General features: G+C 63.4%; 13 protein-coding genes and 2 pseudogenes. 10 read left to right on the plus strand and 5 right to left on the minus strand.

Features of this window, described 5'->3' with window-relative positions; translation table 11 throughout:
• Nucleotides 1–450: 450 nt before the first annotated feature.
• The 4 genes from OCU29_RS06020 to OCU29_RS06035 form a co-directional block, all read right to left on the minus strand.
• Entirely contained in the window at nucleotides 451–1,875 is a 1,425-nt protein-coding gene (locus OCU29_RS06020) for a polysaccharide biosynthesis tyrosine autokinase (protein WP_261819184.1), read from the minus strand.
• Between the two features lie 79 nt (nucleotides 1,876–1,954).
• A complete protein-coding gene (locus OCU29_RS06025; protein WP_261819185.1) occupies nucleotides 1,955–2,317 on the minus strand; it encodes a phosphomannose isomerase type II C-terminal cupin domain in 363 nt (120 codons plus the stop codon).
• Between the two features lie 91 nt (nucleotides 2,318–2,408).
• Nucleotides 2,409–2,699 carry a DUF2516 family protein gene (locus OCU29_RS06030; protein ID WP_261819186.1) on the minus strand — a complete coding sequence of 97 codons (291 nt, stop codon included), beginning with the start codon at nucleotides 2,697–2,699 and terminating at the stop codon, nucleotides 2,409–2,411.
• An 85-nt stretch (nucleotides 2,700–2,784) separates the two neighbouring features.
• Nucleotides 2,785–3,741: an asparaginase gene (locus tag OCU29_RS06035; RefSeq protein WP_261819187.1), complete on the minus strand. Its 957-nt coding sequence runs from the start codon at nucleotides 3,739–3,741 to the stop codon at nucleotides 2,785–2,787.
• A 65-nt stretch (nucleotides 3,742–3,806) separates the two neighbouring features.
• Here OCU29_RS06035 and cysC point away from each other — a divergent pair, with 65 nt between their 5' ends.
• Nucleotides 3,807–5,759 carry an adenylyl-sulfate kinase gene (gene cysC, locus OCU29_RS06040; RefSeq protein ID WP_261819188.1) on the plus strand — a complete coding sequence of 651 codons (1,953 nt, stop codon included), beginning with the start codon at nucleotides 3,807–3,809 and terminating at the stop codon, nucleotides 5,757–5,759.
• Nucleotides 5,759–6,802: a sulfite exporter TauE/SafE family protein gene (locus tag OCU29_RS06045; RefSeq protein ID WP_261819189.1), complete on the plus strand. Its 1,044-nt coding sequence runs from the start codon at nucleotides 5,759–5,761 to the stop codon at nucleotides 6,800–6,802. The genes cysC and OCU29_RS06045 overlap by 1 nt, the downstream gene beginning before the upstream one ends.
• Here OCU29_RS06045 and gmd read toward each other — a convergent pair.
• Nucleotides 6,767–7,822, minus strand: a complete 1,056-nt coding sequence (gmd, locus tag OCU29_RS06050; protein ID WP_261819190.1) for a GDP-mannose 4,6-dehydratase — start codon at nucleotides 7,820–7,822, stop codon at nucleotides 6,767–6,769. The two genes, OCU29_RS06045 and gmd, sit on opposite strands and share 36 nt — an antisense overlap.
• Before the next feature lie 141 nt (nucleotides 7,823–7,963).
• On the opposite strand from gmd, the gene cysD reads away from it, so the two are divergent.
• From cysD to OCU29_RS06085, 8 genes and pseudogenes are all read left to right on the plus strand, one after another.
• On the plus strand, nucleotides 7,964–8,878 hold the full coding sequence (gene cysD, locus OCU29_RS06055) for a sulfate adenylyltransferase subunit CysD (protein WP_261819191.1): 915 nt from the start codon (nucleotides 7,964–7,966) through the stop codon (nucleotides 8,876–8,878).
• A gap of 62 nt (nucleotides 8,879–8,940) precedes the next feature.
• The gene (locus OCU29_RS06060) at nucleotides 8,941–10,191 is read left to right on the plus strand and encodes a sulfate adenylyltransferase subunit 1 (protein ID WP_261819374.1); all 1,251 of its coding nucleotides are present in this window, start codon (nucleotides 8,941–8,943) and stop codon (nucleotides 10,189–10,191) included.
• A 332-nt stretch (nucleotides 10,192–10,523) separates the two neighbouring features.
• The gene (locus OCU29_RS06065; RefSeq protein WP_261819192.1) at nucleotides 10,524–11,402 is read left to right on the plus strand and encodes a glycosyltransferase; all 879 of its coding nucleotides are present in this window, start codon (nucleotides 10,524–10,526) and stop codon (nucleotides 11,400–11,402) included.
• A 2-nt stretch (nucleotides 11,403–11,404) separates the two neighbouring features.
• Nucleotides 11,405–12,268, plus strand: coding sequence for a glycosyltransferase family 2 protein (locus tag OCU29_RS06070; protein WP_261819375.1), 864 nt, complete (start codon nucleotides 11,405–11,407; stop codon nucleotides 12,266–12,268).
• Nucleotide 12,269: 1 nt separating this feature from the next.
• Nucleotides 12,270–13,127, plus strand: coding sequence for a glycosyltransferase (locus OCU29_RS19835; protein WP_368858950.1), 858 nt, complete (start codon nucleotides 12,270–12,272; stop codon nucleotides 13,125–13,127).
• Between the two features lie 16 nt (nucleotides 13,128–13,143).
• Nucleotides 13,144–14,376 (plus strand): lipopolysaccharide biosynthesis protein, encoded by a 1,233-nt coding sequence (locus tag OCU29_RS06075; protein ID WP_261819193.1) that lies wholly within the window; start codon nucleotides 13,144–13,146, stop codon nucleotides 14,374–14,376.
• Between the two features lie 291 nt (nucleotides 14,377–14,667).
• A pseudogene (locus OCU29_RS06080) lies at nucleotides 14,668–15,856 on the plus strand (IS3 family transposase).
• A gap of 60 nt (nucleotides 15,857–15,916) precedes the next feature.
• A pseudogene (locus OCU29_RS06085) lies at nucleotides 15,917–16,484 on the plus strand (transposase); the annotation flags it as partial.
• Between the last annotated feature and the right edge of the window lie 96 nt (nucleotides 16,485–16,580).

Genomic DNA, 16,580 nt, shown 5'->3' on the forward strand with positions numbered 1-16,580 from the left:
CGGCGCTCAGCGCGCGACATCGGTTGTCGAACGCCGCCCGTGAAGACGCAACGGAGGGGAGCCCCTGTCGCCAGCGTGTCGAGCTCCTGTTCGATGCGGCGTCGCGGCTCGAGGTTGAAGCCGGCACGAGCCCTTGCACGGCTGGGGGTCCGGGTCTTGATGTGGCCGGTCTCGGGCGCTCGGCAACTTGGGTCGGTGGCCGGCCTCGACGAGGGAAGCAGTCTTCGGTGCGCTCGTAAGGGTCAGCGTCGATGGCATCAGGTGCATCGAGCGCGACATCCAGAACCGCAGCACTCCACGTAATCCCCCTGAGCGCCCGGACTCACTCCCGCGGCAGGACTGTCTGAGGCCGGGAAGCGCGGTCGGGCAAGGCTGTGCCCGATAAAGAGGCCGAGCCCCGCGCACCATGCGCGGGGCTCGACCTGATCGACTTTGGAGGCAAGGACCTGCTCAGTCTTGATGCTTGTGGCGCGTCTTCTTCGCCTTCTGCTTTGCCGCCGGCAGCTCGGCCTCGGGGGCGTAGCCGTAGCCGTAGCCGTAGCCGTAGCCACCGGCTCGGCGTTTCGCGGGCGCCATGTTGAGGACCACTCCCACCAGCGATGCGTCGACCTGTGCGAGCCGATCAGCAGCCTGGGCGAGCTGGTCCTTCGTGGTCTTGCCGTGTGCGACGACCACGATCGCGCCGTCCGCGTGAACGCCGAGCAGCGCTGCATCAGTCACGGGAAGGAGCGGGGGCGCATCGATGATGACGGTGTCGAACCGCTCGCGGGCGCGATCTAGCAGATCGGTCATGGCGCGCGACTGGAGGAGCTCGGCGGGGTTGGGCGGGATGGCGCCGCTGCCAAGGACGGCCAGCCCACTGGTGACCTCCTCCTGCAGCGCATCCTCGAAGGTCACCTTGCCGAGCAGCACGGTCGTGACGCCGACCGAGTTGTCGAGGCCCAGGGCTTCAGTGGCCTTCGGTCGGCGCAGGTCGCACTCGATCAGCAGGGTCTTCTGGCCGGTCTGGGCCAGCGTGATCGCCAGGTTCACCGAGGTGGTCGTCTTTCCTTCGCCAGGGAGAGCGGAGGAGACCACGAATACCTTGGTCGCCGCGTCGACGTCGACGAACTGCAGATTGGTCCGGAGCACACGGAAGGCCTCGACCCGGGGTGCGTGCGACTGCAGCGATGTCACCAGCGGCTCGGTCCTGATGGACGCGTCGTACGAGATCGCACCGAGCATGGGCGCGGCGGTGGTCTCGCGCAGGTCCTCGGGGCTCTTCACAGTGGTGTCGAGCAGTTCTCGGGCTACCGCAAGACCAACGCCGAGCAATAGGCCCAGCACGAGTGCCAGGCCGAGGTTCCGGACGGGCTTCGGGGAGACGGGGGCGCTGGGCAGCGTGGCGGGCTCAGGGATCTTGGCCTGGGCCAGCGGAGCGGTCTGTCCGTCCGGGGTCTCGATGCGACGGATGAGGTCCGTCATGCCGTCGGCGTACGCCTGCGCGATGGCCTGCGCCCTCGTCGGCGATGGGTCCTGAGCGGAGACGTCGAGGACGACGGTCTGGGGCGAGACGGTGGCAGCAACCTGGCTCTTTAGCTCGGCTGCCGTCAGGTTGAGGCCGAGGTCGTCGATGACTTCCTCTGCCAGGGAGTCGATGCTGACGAGCTCGGCGTACGACGACACACGCTGCTGGGTGAAGAGGCCGCCCTGGTAGGCGCCGGCCGTCGTCTCGCCGCCGTCGCCGGCGGCGTTGATGAAGAGCCGAGCCGTCGACTGGTACACCGGCGTAGCAGTGAAGGTGTAGGCCGAAGCGGCCGCCACGACGATCAGGGTCGACAGAGCGACCAACAACCACCGCCGACGCAGGATGCGCAGGTAGTCCCGAAGCTCCATGACCGACTCCCGTTCATCGTGAGGACGCACCGAACTCTAAAGGAAAGAGCCGGAGAACCCCGCGTCGGGAGCGTCGAGGTCAACGGGCCGAGACCGGGGTACGACCGTAGTCGTCCTCGAGGCGGCAGATGTCGTCCTCCCCGGTGTAGGAGCCGAGTTGTACTTCGACAACCACCAGCGGGTGGTCCTCCTGATTGGTGATCCGATGCGCTTGGCCCACCTCGACCCAGATGGACTCACCTGGTCCAGCGACCACGGTTTCTCCGTCGATGACGGCAGTGCAGCGACCGGACGCGATAACCCAGTGCTCGGCTCGGTGCTCATGGGTTTGGTAGCTGAGTCGCGAGTGCGGGTTGACGTGGATGCGCTTGACCTTGAAGTTGTCACCTTCGTCGAGCACGGTCCACGAACCCCAAGGGCGGTCCTCGGTGTCGCCGATCATTCCATCCACCCCTTCTGCAGCAGTCGTTCCCCACGCCGTTCCCTCAGGCTAGGGCACCCGCTCAGCCTGAGGGGTAGGTTGTTACCGAACGTTAGCGACGGCGTAGACCAGCCATGGCCGGGCGGACGTCAACCATGTAGACGATCGCGGCAATGGTGAAGATCAGGTTGAGGATGCCGATGGGGCTGTTCAGGAACAGCACCTGGAGCGCGACGGCGAGTCCGAGCAGGATCGTCCAGGTCGGTTTGTTGAGCTTGCCCGCCGCTTCGTAGGACTCTGCGGAGAACGAGAGCGAGCTGACGAAGGCGAAGATCTTCACTGCAAGAAGTACGAAGGCGAGGAGGGCGTAGAAGCCGAGCTCGAGGGAGTAGACGTCCAACACGTGACCAGCGTACGGGCACGGCTCGACCGCAGCCCCGCAGCGACCGTCGCCGAGATCCGGTGCCGGACCCAGACCGAGTCGCCGCTCAGATGCAGGCCCGGATCTCCCCGACGGGCTTCCCGCCACCGAGCAGCACGTGCTCCCCGGTCCTGCGCACGGTCTCGGCGTCGACCCAGTCCTCCGAGGTCACCCCAGATCGCTCCAACGCGGCGGCCATCACCACCGGCCGCGCCCGCGCCGCGCCGTCGTCGGTCTTCAGAGCGAACGCCTGCCCATCAGGCAGCGCCACGGCGTAACAAGACTCCGCACCGGCCTTCCCTATGGAGCCGGGCATGGCTTCCAACAACGTCCGTTCGTCTCGCGTCGTCCCAGACACGTACTCGGGGTGCGACCTCATCGCCTCCGCGACCCGCTGCTCGGCACCCACAGTGGCGACGGCCAGCCGTGAGAAGGCTCGCGCCAAACCAGTGAGCGAGGTAGACAGCAGCGGTGCGCCGCAGCCGTCCACCGCAACTTGGGCAGCTTCTCCGGTCATTCGTTCGAATGTGCCACGGATCGCCTCTTGAAGCGGGTGATGCGGGTCGAGGTACGTGGCGATGTCCCAAGCGTTGTGCACGCACGTGGCTAACATCGCGGCGTGCTTGCCCGAGCAGTTCATTGCCAGCGACGACTTCTCGCCACCGGCTCGCAGCATCGCCTCGCGAGCAGACTCGTCGAGCGGCCAGTCGGGCGGCGTCTGCAGCGCCTCCTCGTCGAGCCCGGCACCGGCCAGGATGCGTTGGGCGCCCTCCAGGTGGTGCGTCTCGCCGGAGTGCGATGCGCAGGCGAGAGCCAGCAGCTCCGGGGGCAGGTCGAGCCCCTGCTCGACCATAGCCAGCGCCTGGATCGGCTTGTTCGACGAGCGCGGCAGCACCGGGGAGGTCACGTCGCCCACGGACCACTCAATGCTTCCGTCGGCCTTCATCGCCACCACGGAGCCGTAGTGATGGCCCTCCACGATCCCGGAGCGCACGATCTCGGCCACGACGACAGGTCCAGTCATGCCTCGCACGGTAGAGGGCGTGCGCCATGACGCTGAAACTCGACTGAATCTGTCAAGATACTTCGGTGAGTTACCCGCAGCACTGCCCCAGCCCTCGCGAGCTCGACGACCTCGAGCTCTTGGTGACAGGCGCCTGGGCCCCGATCGCCGGCTTCAACGAGCCCGGCAGCCCGGTGACGCTGAATCTGCCCGACGACATTCGTGCGGCCGCCGAGCAGGCTGGCGCCGTCGAGCTGGTCGACCCCGAGGGACTGCCTCTGGCTCGTGTCGCCGTGCCCGGCGGCTTGGTGGAGCCGCTGACGCACCCTCAGTACGGCCCCTTCCGCCGCTACTATTTGACCCCGGAGCAGGCGCGTGCGCGCCATTTGGGTCGTACGGTCGTGCCGGTCGTCGACGCGCTGTCGGACACTCAGCTCGAGAGACTCCGGAGCGCAGGCCCGATCCTCCTGCTGGCGCTGGTCGGTGCTGGCACGCCTGACCTGAGCCCTACCGCGCTGATTCGAGCGAGCCTCGCGGCCGCGGAGCGACTGGAAGACGCGGCTGTCGTAGCGGTCCCGCTAGCGAGCAGAGGGGACGCGGCCGTGGATCATGCGCTCGGTGCCCAGGTGGCAGCCACGTACGCCGGCGACAACGCCGTGCTCGCACTCCCCGACCCCGGCGAGGACGCGACCTACGACGACGAGATCGCAGCAATCATCGACGCCGACCAGCCCGGACCCGAGGAGCGGGGCTTGGTGCTCTTCTTCACCGGCCTGTCCGGCAGCGGCAAGTCGACGCTGGCCCAAGCGCTGATGGACCGCGTCCTCGAGCAGGGCACCCGCACCATCACCTCCCTCGACGGGGACGTGGTGCGTCGCAACCTCTCGGCCGGACTGACCTTCTCGAAGCAGGACCGGGAGACCAACATCCGGCGCATCGGCTGGGTCGCCGCCGAAATTTCACGCCACCGCGGCCTCGCCGTCGTCAGTCCCATCGCTCCCTTCGACGAGACCCGTCAGCAGGTCCGAGCGATGGTCGACGAGGCCGGGGGAGCGTTCTTCCTGGTCCACGTCGCCACCCCCCTCGAGGAGTGTGAGCGCCGCGACCGCAAGGGCCTCTACGCCAAGGCCCGGCGTGGCGAGATTCCCGAGTTCACCGGCATCTCCTCGCCCTACGAGGAGCCGCAGGACGCCGACGTACGCGTAGACACCACCGGTCGCACCATCGACGACGCCCTCCAGGACGTCATCGACGCCCTCGCCGAGGCCGGCTACCTCGACCTTCGCACCCCCGTGCAGTCGGCTGAGCAGGGAGGAGCGCCAGCGACGACCGCCCGTCGAAACCCGGTGACGGACGACGCAACCGCAAGCACGGACACCGCCCCCGCGCCGTTGGTTGAGCAGGGAGGAGCGCTAGCGACGACCGTCCGTCGAAACCCGGCGACCGACGAAGCATCCGCACCCCCGGAGGTTGAGGAAGGCGCGGCAGCGCCCGTCTCGAAACCACTCAGGGTCCTCTTCGTCTGCACCGCCAACATCTGCCGCTCGCCCTACATGGAGCTGACAGCCCGCCGGCTCGCCGGGTCAGACCCCACCCTCGAGTTCGCCAGCGCCGGCACCCACGGGTTCAAAGCCGAAGCGATGAACCCCCCGATGATCGAGGTCCTGACCGAGGGCACCACCGGACACGACGAGTTCCGCAGCCGCCCACTCACCAACGCCGAGCTGGCGTGGGCCGACGTCGTGCTCACCGCCGAGGCGTCGCACCGGCAGTTCATCCTCGATGACAACCCGGCGCTGTTCCGCAAGGTCTTCACGCTGGGGCAGTTCGTCGAGACTGTCGGTGACATCGGGTCCGAGCTCCACGGTCGTGAGCTCCTCGCAGCTATGCAGCACCGACGAGGCATCGCATCGGCGGATCTCGACGTCGACGACCCGTACCGGCGAGGCCCCGAGGCTGCGCGGACCGCGGCCGACCACATGGACCGACTGCTGACGGTTGCGATCCGCGCGCTGTCCACCGCGACGAAGGGCATCTGATGGATCTGCTCACGCTCACCGCCCTCTCGATCCTGGTCGCCGGTTTCGTGGTCGGCATCGTGGTCGGTCTGACCGGCATGGGAGGCGGCGCCCTGATGACGCCCGCCCTGATCTTCCTCGGCGTCGGCTCCGGCGAGGCAGCCACGATCGTCACCGCTGACTTGACGGCCGCGGCGGTCTACAAGACAGGCGGCGCCGCCGTGCACGCAAGGCACGGCTCGCCTAACTTCACCCTGGCCAAGTGGCTCATCATCGGGTCAGTGCCGATGGCCTTCCTCGGCCCCTACATGGTCATGATCTTCACCACCGACGCCGAGCAGCTCGACAGGGTTCTCAAGCTCAGCATCGGCTTCGCGCTGCTCTTCGCCGCGGCCACCTACGCGCTGCGGCTCTACATCAACCTTCGGGCGGTCCGCTCCGGAGGATTCACTGGCGACCCGGACCCCAAGATCAAGGTTATCCCGACCTTGCTGGTTGGCATGCTGGGCGGTCTGCTCGTTGGCATCACCAGCGTCGGCTCCGGCTCGGTCATCATGATCGCGCTGCTGATGCTCTACCCCGGTCTTTCGGCGGTGAAGCTGGTCGGCACCGACCTCGTGCAGGCCGTTCCGCTGGTGCTGGCCGCCGCGATCGCCAACATCGCGATCCATGGCCTTGACTGGTCGATCGCGATCCCCCTCATCGTCGGCTCCGTGCCCGGCACCCTCCTGGGCAGCCGCATCGCCCCTCGCGTGCCTCAGTCATTCATCCGTCGCGGCATCGTGGTCGTGCTGACGATGTCGGGAGTGGCGCTCCTCGACAAGGCCGGTTGGGCCCCGCTCGGTCGTGAGGAGACCTATCCGGCTCTCATCGGGCTCATCGGGTTGGCGATGGCCGTGCTGGTGCCGGTCGTGTGGGGCTTCCTGCGCAAGGAGCAAGGCCTGCCGTTCATGGGGGCACCCACCGTCAGCGAACTCGACAGTTGGACCTACGGACGCACCGATCGTCGTACTAGCCGTGAGACGCCCTCAACCGACGATCGGGTGGACCGGCCAGTCGACTAGCGCGGGCCGATCGACCCACCCGGTCCCGGCCTCGAGGGCGGCGATGTCTGCGTCGACCATCAGCCTGGCCAGGTCGGCGCCGGCCACGGTCGCTCTCCAGCCGAGCTCACGCGCAGCCTTGCCGGGGTCACCGATCAAGGCGTCCACTTCTGTGGGGCGCAGGTAGCGGTCGTCGAAGCGCACGTGCCGCTCCCAGTCCAGACCGGCGTGCTCGAAGGCGGTACTGACGAAGTCTCGGACCGTGCATGCCACTCCCGTGGCCAACACGTAGTCGTCAGGTGAGGCGGCTTGCATCATTCGCCACATGCCTTCGACGTACTCGGGGGCATATCCCCAGTCCCGTACTGCGTCGAGGTTGCCGAGATAGACGTGCTCCTCCAACCCAGCCTTGATGCGGGCGACGGCGCGCGTGACCTTGCGGGTCAGGAACGTTTCGCCTCGGCGCGGCGACTCGTGGTTGAAGAGGATGCCGCTGACCGCCCACAACCCATACCCGTCCCGGTAGTTGCGCGTCATCCAGTGCGCGAACACCTTCGACACGCCGTAGGGCGAGCGCGGGTGAAGCCCGGTCCGCTCGTCCTGCGGAGGGTTGGTGGCGCCGAACATCTCGGAGCTAGACGCCTGGTAGACCCGTGCCGGTACTTCCGCCATCCGCAGCGCCTCCAGCACTCGGAGGGCCCCCATGCCGGTGACGTTGCTGGTGTGCTCGGGTTCCACGAAGCTGACGCGCACGTGGGACTGCGCGGCCAGGTTGTAGACCTCATCGGGCTGAATCCACTGGAAGAGATAGGTGAGGCGCCCCACGTCGGTCACGTCACCGTGGTGCAGCACCAGGCGTGCCGCGGGATCGTGCGCGTCCTGATACAGATGGTCGATCCTGGCGGTGTTGAAAGTGGAGGCGCGCCGGATCAAGCCGTGAACCTCGTAGCCCTTGCCGAGCAGCAGCTCGGCAAGGTAGGAGCCGTCCTGGCCGGTGATCCCGGTGATGAAGGCACGACGGGTAGTCGAAGCTCGGGTCATGGGCAGTGATTGTCGCGCATGCCCCCCCGGGACCACCGGTCGGTCTGTGCATTCAGCCACTCAGCGAGCGCGTGGTTGAGGCTGCGGGGCCGGTCCGGTCTACGATGAGCCGACTTGTCACGAGGAGAGGTTCATCTGAGCATGACCGAAACGCATGCCGACTACCGGCTGAGCCAGCTCGACCAGCTGGAGGCGGAGTCGATCCACATCATCCGCGAGGTCGCAGCCGAGTTCGAGAAGCCCGTCCTGATGTTCTCCGGCGGCAAGGACTCCATCGTGATGCTCCGGCTCGCGGAGAAGGCGTTCTACCCGGCGAAGATCCCGTTCCCCATCCTTCAGGTCGACACCGGCCTGGACTTCCCTGAGGTGATGGAGACCCGCGACCGCTGGGTCGAGCGCCTGGGCGTCCAGCTCGTGGTGGCTAGCATCGACGACGCCATCGCGAAGGGCGTCGTGGTCGAGGACGGCAAGACCAGCCGTAACCGGCTCCAAATCGGCACGCTGCTCAACGCCATCGAGGAGAACGGCTTCACTGCCGCCTTCGGTGGCGGACGCCGCGACGAGGAGAAGGCCCGCGCGAAGGAACGGGTCTACTCCCACCGTGACGAGTTCGGCCAGTGGGACCCCAAGAACCAGCGTCCCGAGCTCTGGAACCTGTACAACGGGCGCCTGCACGAGGGCGAGCACATGCGGATCTTCCCGATCTCCAACTGGACCGAGCTCGATGTTTGGTCCTACATCGCCCGTGAGGGCATCGAGATCCCACAGATCTACTTCTCGCACCAGCGCCGGGTGTTCGAGCGCGGCGGCATGCTGATGACGGAGACCCCGCTCAACCCCTGCCGCGAGGGGGAGGTCGCCGAAGAGCGTACGGTCCGCTTCCGGACCTGCGGGGACATCACCCTCACCGGCTGCGTGGAGTCCACGGCCAGCACGGTCGAGGAAATCATCGAAGAGACCGCGGTCTCCCGCGTCACCGAGCGAGGTGCGACCCGCGGGGACGACAAGTTCTCCGAAGCTGCCATGGAAGACCGCAAGAAGGAGGGCTACTTCTGATGGCCACCGAGATCGAGAACATCACTGCAGGCGAGCAAGCCGTTGAGAACGTCACCACGAACATGGATCTGCTGCGCTTCGCAACAGCTGGCTCCGTTGATGACGGGAAGTCGACTCTCATCGGGCGGCTGCTGCTGGACTCGAAGTCAATCTTCGAGGACCAACTGGAGGCAGTTGAGACCACGAGTAAAGGCAAGGGCTACGACTACACGGACCTCGCCCTACTGACTGATGGTCTGCGCTCGGAGCGCGAGCAGGGCATCACCATCGATGTGGCGTACCGCTACTTCGCCACCCCGAACCGCAAGTTCATCATCGCGGATACACCGGGTCACGTACAGTACACGCGCAACATGGTGACGGGTGCGTCGACCGCAGACCTCGGCCTTGTGCTCGTTGATGCGCGACAAGGGCTCACAGAGCAGTCCCGCCGCCACGCCGTCATCCTGAGCCTCCTGCGTGTGCCGCACCTGGTACTGGCCATCAACAAAATGGATCTTGTCGACTTCGACCAGGGCGTCTATGAGCGCATACACGCCGAGTTCACGCAATTCGCAACCAAGTTGAACATCCCGGACCTCGAAGTTATCCCTATCTCGGCGCTCCAGGGGGACAATGTGGTGAACCGTTCGAAAAATATGGACTGGTACTCGGGCCCTACGCTCATGCACCATCTGGAACACGTCCATGTGGCCTCGGATAGAGATCTCGTGGATACACGCTTCCCGGTACAGTACGTAATTCGTCCCAAATCAGACGAGCACCACGATTACCGTGGTTATGCCGGTCAGGTAGCCGGCGGTGTACTGAAGCCTGGCGATGAGGTGGTCGTCCTCCCCAGCGGCATGACGTCACGCATCGCTGGCATAGACTTGTACGACCAGGCGATCGATGAGGCCTTCCCGCCCATGTCAGTGACAGTTCGGTTGCAGGACGACGTGGACGTATCTCGAGGGGACACAATCGCACGCGTCAAGAATGCGCCGATCCCCAGCCAGGATATCGACGCGATGATTTGCTGGATGGCTGCGTCACCACTGAAGCCTCGTCAAAAACTGGCGATCAAGCATACGACTCGAAATGCCAGGGCGTTGGTCAAGGAAATCCAATATAGATTAGACATCAACACTCTCCACCGCGATCAGGAAACGAAGGAGATCGGCGTTAACGAAATTGCGCGCGTACAATTACGCACTACCGCGCCATTGCTATGCGATTCTTATGCGCAGAATCGAACAACAGGTTCGTTCATTCTGATCGACGAAATGACCGGCGTGACTGTGGGTGCGGGTATGATTTTGGGCTCGGCCTGACTTCGAGTGCCAGGATAGGCTGCTCGTGCGCAGGACTCTGGCAATAAGTCCGGAATTAGTTCTTATGGGCACGTCATCCTGCAGGAGTTGCAGCGTTAGGCGCGGTAAGGGCGATCAATGCGGATTCTCCTCGATCTAAGCGAGGCAGGTCGTTAAGCTGAGCGGGCGACTGGATCAAACCGCAGTGAGCAGTTACCTGAAGTTAGAAGACACCCGATCGTGTCGGGTTGGCCCGGGCGGGTACCCGTGGAGTGAGCTCCTCACCGAATGGCCCGAGGAGAATACCTATAGGAATTGCGAACAAGTCTTGCTGGTAGCGAAAGGAGCACGGCGTGACGGTCCGTGACGACCCGATGGTGACGGTAGACGTCATCGTCGTGCTATATAATTCGCTCCCGCAGGTCGCCGCTGAGGTGGAGGCCATCGTAGACGCTGTCGTTGCGACGGAGCACTGGTCCCTGACTTTCGTCGACAACGGAACCGGCGCTGACACGGAATGGTTGCGGTTGCGTTTTGGGAATCATTGCGCGTTTAAAGTAATCAAGTTAGACAATCCAGGGTTCGCGGCGGGGTGCAACCGAGCGGCAAGCGAGGTGACGGGAGATTGGCTTCTGTTTCTAAACCCTGACGCGCTATTCAGCAGAGCGGCACGTGCACAAGTGGACGAAACACTTCGTCGGGTTCAGCCGCGGTCTACGCTTGCTCTCTCTATGGTCACTGCCGGTCGCGTGCATGCGGGAGTGAGGTTCCTCTTAGGTCTTTGGTTCGTCGACGCTGGCATGGACGGCAAACTAGTTTGGGGCCCGAGTGGCGGTGCTGGCCTGTATCCGCGCAAGCTGTTCACGGCGCTAGGAGGATTCCCGGAGGACTTCTTCGCCTGGGGAGAGGACGCGGACTTGGCCGCGCGTCTTCGTGCCGCCAAAGTGCCTTGCTCCATAGTCGACGTCCGACTGCCGCACAGAGGCGGGCATTCCTTGACGAACCTCAAGGCTGGCCAAGCCCGCAAGGTTCGCTTGCTGTACCGAAATCGTCTGCTCGTGTCCAAACGAAACAACTCAAGGGTCGGGCATCGAGTATTCAGTACGGGTTACTTCGCCATGACCTTTTTGTTGATGCCAAAAAACTTCCATCGTGGGGCTCTCAGTGCTTCTTGGGCGGGCTTGTTCGATGCTTACCGGATGTTCAGGAGCGGTTATGGAAAGCCGAAGTGAGTATGTCTAACGGAACCCTAGATGTCATTATCGTGGCATACCGTGCTGAGGAGCTCTTAAGAAACTGCTTATCGTCACTGGCGGAACAGGTTCTGCAGGTTGAATTGAGGGTGGTCATAGTAGACAATTCGCCGCTCCCTATCGAGCGGCGTTACTGGGACACCCGACTTTCCATCAGCTATGTTAGGCAAGATTGGAACTCGGGGTTTTCGCGCGCCGTCAATCGTGGAATCAACATGACCAGCGGTCATCGGGTGCTGCTTCTAAACCCGGATACGGAGTTCCTGGAAACAGGAACGCTACAGAAAATGATCGACTATCTTGATGGAGATGAGCGGGTCGGCATCGTCGGTCCGCGACTTGTTACGGCTGAAGGCGATCTCGACCCTGCCAGCAAACGAAATCTACCGACTGCAGGTGGTGCCTTGCGCCACCAGATCAATAAGTGGCTGGGCACCCAATTCCCCTCGGATTACCTAGCCCCTCAAGTGGGCGAGCATGAGCGCGGCCGTGTCGGGGCGGTAAACGGTGCCTTCATGCTCATGCGCCGTTCAACGATTGAAAAAGTTGGACTCATGCCAACGGCTTACTGGATGTACGGCGAAGATTTGGACTGGTGTCGTTCAGTCGCCCAGGTGGGGCTTGAAGTGCGTTATCTTGGTGATATCACCGTGAGGCACGTCAAGAGTGGTTCAGCTGGAAGTGTCCGCGGTCCTCTGACAAACTGGCACTTTCACAAGAGCATGGTCACCTACGCGTGGCGGGCCCCGACGCGGTGGCGAAGTACGCCTCTCGCCTTGGTGGGCGCCGCATTCGGGTACTGCGCGGCGTCACTAAAGTATCTTGTGGTGAAGGTTCGGCGCTAACATGGTCGACATTGTTGCGATCATACCATTGTATAATCCGGGCCCTGGACTGCGGGAAGTTGTGGCGTCAATTCCCGTCAATATACCTGTGATCCTAGTAGATGACGGCTCCTCGCACGGGTTGGAGACAGCCATTGAGTTAGTTAATACTCGCCCGATGCTTGAGCTGTTGGTCTCAGAAGAGAACCGTGGCATAGCATCGGCGCTAAATTTGGGAATGCGGGCAGCGCGCTCCCGGCTGGGTGGGGGCGGCTGGTTGCTCACGTTGGATCAAGATTCTCGACTCCCCGTCGGATATATGGATGAAGTTCGAGAACGTCTCGATGCCTCCTTTGATCAACGGTGTGAGGCAGACCTGTACTATCCGAGTCACCTAAATGGCGTTCCGCAAGCGGTCCGCGTCGGGCTTCGTCGTTCGGTTCAAGCGGTCGAACCTATCCAATCTGGCTGGGTGGTTCGGCTAACTTGGCCTTCGGGCGAATGGTTTTTCGACGAGTCCCTAGTAATAGATGGCGTGGACACCGATGCCTACCTTCGCTTGATTCGGCAGGGCGGTAGGGTCCAGTCGATTCCAGCCTCGCTTCACCATTCTCTGGGGACGTCGAGTGTTTTGTGGGGAAAAACTGTTAGCACTCATAACGCCAGGCGCGTCTACTTCATGTTGCGGAACCGCATCTTCCTCATGCGCCGGTACAGCGGTGTGACCCCATTGTGGTGGCGGCTGAATGCCTGGGTCATAGCGGTCGAGACTTTGAAAGCCTTCGCTGCAGGGAGGCGTAATCACGCGTACTGGCTCGCCATTGCAAGAGGCATACGGCACGGTGTCTCGCAGGAGGCTTCGAGATATCCGTCAATATAGTAATCGGACTTCGTCGGTGAAGTCACGAGGGAGCACCTTCCCCTATCGAGCGGCAGGCGGTTTCCTGATCGGGCCTGCGTTTCTCTCGGTGGTTCCTTTCTTTATTTTCCCTCTCCTTGCGCGTTTGTCGGATGAGGGCCAGTGGATTGCGATCGGTGTAGGCCAGGGCGTAGGATTAGTCGCATCGGTAATTGTCGGCGCCGGATTTAACGTGACGGGCCCAGCGGAGGTAGCCGGTCGAGGTATCGATGAACGCGTGGAATTGTGGCGCGAGAGTGTTGTAACAAGACTCGCCGCTTTTTTGTTCGTTAGTCCGGGCGCTTACCTGCTGGCCGATTCTTTGGTGAAAGACGCTGGCAGTACGGCGGGACTAATGGCTGTAGCTATTTCCTCGACCGGCCTATCGGTGCAGTGGTTCGCCGTGGCGGTCGGCGACTCGAAATTAATTCTGACTTGTGACGTCATCCCCAAAGTCAGCTCCAACCTTATTGGCGCGGCCTTGGCCTGGGGTGCTGACGAGTTGGTTCTATATCCGATGACCGTCTTGCTCGGAAATTTGGTTGGTCCGCTAATTGCTACGTTGGCCATCGGCTGCGGCCAGTCCCGAACTACTGTGAAGTCTGTTATCAGGCGGATGCGCAGAAATCGTCGAAGCGTAGTGATTGAAACTGTATCGGGCGTCTATTCCTCAGGCGCAGTACCTCTTTTCAGCTTCTTCGGTGCTGGCGGCGCAGTCCTGCTTTTCACGTCAGCGGATCGTTTGGTTCGGTTGATGTCGCCGGCGATTTCCATAGTGGGTAACGTATGCCGGGCGTGGGTCGCAAGTGCCGACGAACACAGCTTCGCCGGGCGACTGAAAGTGGCTGCGTTCCTACATTTCTTTGTGGGCCTCTGCGGCATGTTTTTTCTGATTCTGATGGGCCCGTGGATGACTGCCGTGCTTTTTGGCGCAGAATTCGCGGTAGGAATTGACGTCATGGTTCCCATTGGGGTCTACTTCTTTCTTTGGTCGCTCGAGACTGTAACGTCAAGACACATGCTCGCGAATATGGGCGGCATTTCCCATCTCTACTTGATCACGTTGACCATCAGCATTCCGGGAGCGTGCGCCTTGCTAGTTGCGGGCCGTTACTCAGGTGCCGTAGGAGGCGCGTGGGTTCTGGCTTCGGTGATGGCGACCCTCGTCGTTTCGCAGGCAATCGCAGCCTGCACTTTGTGGGGTCGCCCTGAAACCTCAACCAACCCCTAGGGTGAGTCTCTATTCGGCGCTGGGGCGGGCCGGCGATCAGTTGGGAATCAACGCTAGGAAGTCCTGTATCCGGGTCTGCCATTGCCAGGACGAGGTCGACGAGGGGCACCGAACTGGCGTCACCAGCACCGAGGCGCGGCCGCATCCTTTGAGCTCGAGCGTGAGGTCTAACTGGGTGTGTCCCATTGAAAGTCGACTTCGCCAGCGGGCCAAGAAGGCACCGTGGGTCTGCCCCTAGTTCAGTTGACACCTGACCTCTGAGGTTTCTTCCTCAGGCGGAAGGATGTCCCCGTGGCAAAGCCCTATCCCAAGGAGTTCCGCGACGACGTCGTGGCCGTGGCCCGTCAGGGTCAGTCCTCGTTGAAGCAGATCGCGAAGGACTTCGGGATCTCCGAAGGCTCGTTGGCGAACTGGATGAAGCAGGCCGACATCGAGGACGGACGCCGTCCCGGCCTGACCGATGCTGATCGCGACGAGCTGCGTGAGCTGAAGAAGCGCAACCGGCTCCTCGAGCAGGAGAACGAGGTCCTGCGACGCGCAGCGGCCTATCTGTCCCAGGCCAACCTCCCGGGAAAATAGTCTTCCCGCTCGTCCGAGAGATGGCCGCGGCCGGTGCCCCGATCAGGGTGCCGGTCGCGGTGGCGTTGCGGGTCCTGGGGTTGTCCAGGCAGGGGTACTACAAGTGGTTGGCCGACCCGGTGTCCCAGCGGGACTGGGACGACGCCCACCTGCTCGACGTCATCCTCGAGGTCCACGAAGACGACGCCACGTTGGGCTACCGACTCATCACCGATGAGCTCGCCGACGAGCACGGCATTACTGTCGGGGAGAACCGCGTGCACCGGCTGTGCAAGTCCGCAGGGATCTACGCCAGCCACCACAAGAAGCGCAGCAAGGCCGGTACGAAGGTCCACCACCACACGACGACCTCCTCGCGGTCGTCGATGAGCACGGGGTGGTGCGTCACGAGTTCATCGCCGATGGTCCGAACAAGGTCTGGCTCTGGGACATCTCGGAGCATCGGACCAGGGAAGGCAAGCTCTACATCTGCGCGATCAAGGACATGTGGTCGAACAAGATCGTCGGCTACTCCATCGACACCAGGATGAAGTCCTCGATCGCACGCTCGGCGATGCGCAACGCGATCGCGCTCCGCTCCCCGTCCGGCACGATCTGCCACAGCGACAGGGGCGGTCAGTTCAGGGCCAAGGCCACCCAGCGGCTGCTGGCCAATAACGGCCTGCTCGGCTCCATGGGCCGTTCTTACGGCGCCGGGGACAACGCCAGCATGGAGAGCTTCTTCTCCCTGCTGCAAAAGAACGTCTTGAACACCCGACGCTGGGAGACCCGCGAGGAACTACGCCTGGCGATGGTCACCTGGATCGAGACCAAGTACAACCGCCGACGCCGTCAACGCGGTCTCGGGAAGCTCACCCCGGTCGAGTTTGAGATGATCTACGCGGCCGCACTCGCGGCCTGATTACTGCAAACCCCGTGTGTCAACCAGAGCGGGGGCAGACCCAGAGCGGGGGCAGACCCTGGGGTCCGACTGGTCACCTCGAATGCCCACGCAGGCCTGGTCGAGGCAATCGCAGCGAACCTGCCCGGAGCGGCCTAGCAACGCTGCCGCACCCACTACGCCGCGAACCTGATGTCGGTGACACCCAAGAGCATGTGGCCCGCGTGAAGGCGATGCTGCACTCGGTCTACGACCAGCCAGACCGGCCCGCCGTCCACGCCCAGTTCGACCGGCTCATGGACTACGTCGACGGCAAGCTTCCGAGGTCCACGACCACCTCGACGCCGCCCGCGTCGACATCCTCGCCTTCCATGAGTTCCCCAAGGACGTGTGGACCCAGATCTGGTCCAACAACCCCGCCGAACGCCTCAACCGCGCGATCCGACGCCGCACCGCCGCCGTAGGCATCTTCCCCACACGCGCCGCCATCGTCCGCCTCGTCGGCGCGGTGCTGGCCGAACAGACCGACGAATGGGCCGAAGGCCGCCGCTACCTCGGACTCGAGGTCCTCGCCCGCTGCCGCGTCAACATCGTCCCCACCACCGAACCCGGGATGGAAGCTGATGACCTTCCTGCTCTGACCGCCTGATCCATCACGAAGGAATCGCAGCGATACACCACTACCGGGGACTTGACCCGCGGCTGGGCCACCTCGGCGAGGTCTCCCGATCCTGCGACGTCGAGG

Origin of the sequence: Nocardioides sp. OK12 (assembly GCF_024341885.1) — a bacterium.
GTDB classification, from domain to species: Bacteria; Actinomycetota; Actinomycetes; order Propionibacteriales; family Nocardioidaceae; genus Nocardioides; species Nocardioides marinisabuli.

Bases quoted from the DNA above. Each gene is read 5' to 3' on its own strand.
- OCU29_RS06020 (WP_261819184.1), bottom strand. From the start codon at position 1,875: ATGGAGCTTCGGGACTACCTGCGCATCCTGCGTCGGCGGTGGTTGTTG.
- OCU29_RS06025 (WP_261819185.1), bottom strand. From the start codon at position 2,317: ATGATCGGCGACACCGAGGACCGCCCTTGGGGTTCGTGGACCGTGCTC.
- OCU29_RS06035 (WP_261819187.1), bottom strand. From the start codon at position 3,741: ATGACTGGACCTGTCGTCGTGGCCGAGATCGTGCGCTCCGGGATCGTG.
- OCU29_RS06045 (WP_261819189.1), top strand. From the start codon at position 5,759: ATGGATCTGCTCACGCTCACCGCCCTCTCGATCCTGGTCGCCGGTTTC.
- gmd (WP_261819190.1), bottom strand. From the start codon at position 7,822: ATGACCCGAGCTTCGACTACCCGTCGTGCCTTCATCACCGGGATCACC.
- cysD (WP_261819191.1), top strand. From the start codon at position 7,964: ATGACCGAAACGCATGCCGACTACCGGCTGAGCCAGCTCGACCAGCTG.
- OCU29_RS06060 (WP_261819374.1), top strand. From the start codon at position 8,941: ATGGATCTGCTGCGCTTCGCAACAGCTGGCTCCGTTGATGACGGGAAG.
- OCU29_RS06070 (WP_261819375.1), top strand. From the start codon at position 11,405: ATGTCTAACGGAACCCTAGATGTCATTATCGTGGCATACCGTGCTGAG.
- OCU29_RS19835 (WP_368858950.1), top strand. From the start codon at position 12,270: ATGGTCGACATTGTTGCGATCATACCATTGTATAATCCGGGCCCTGGA.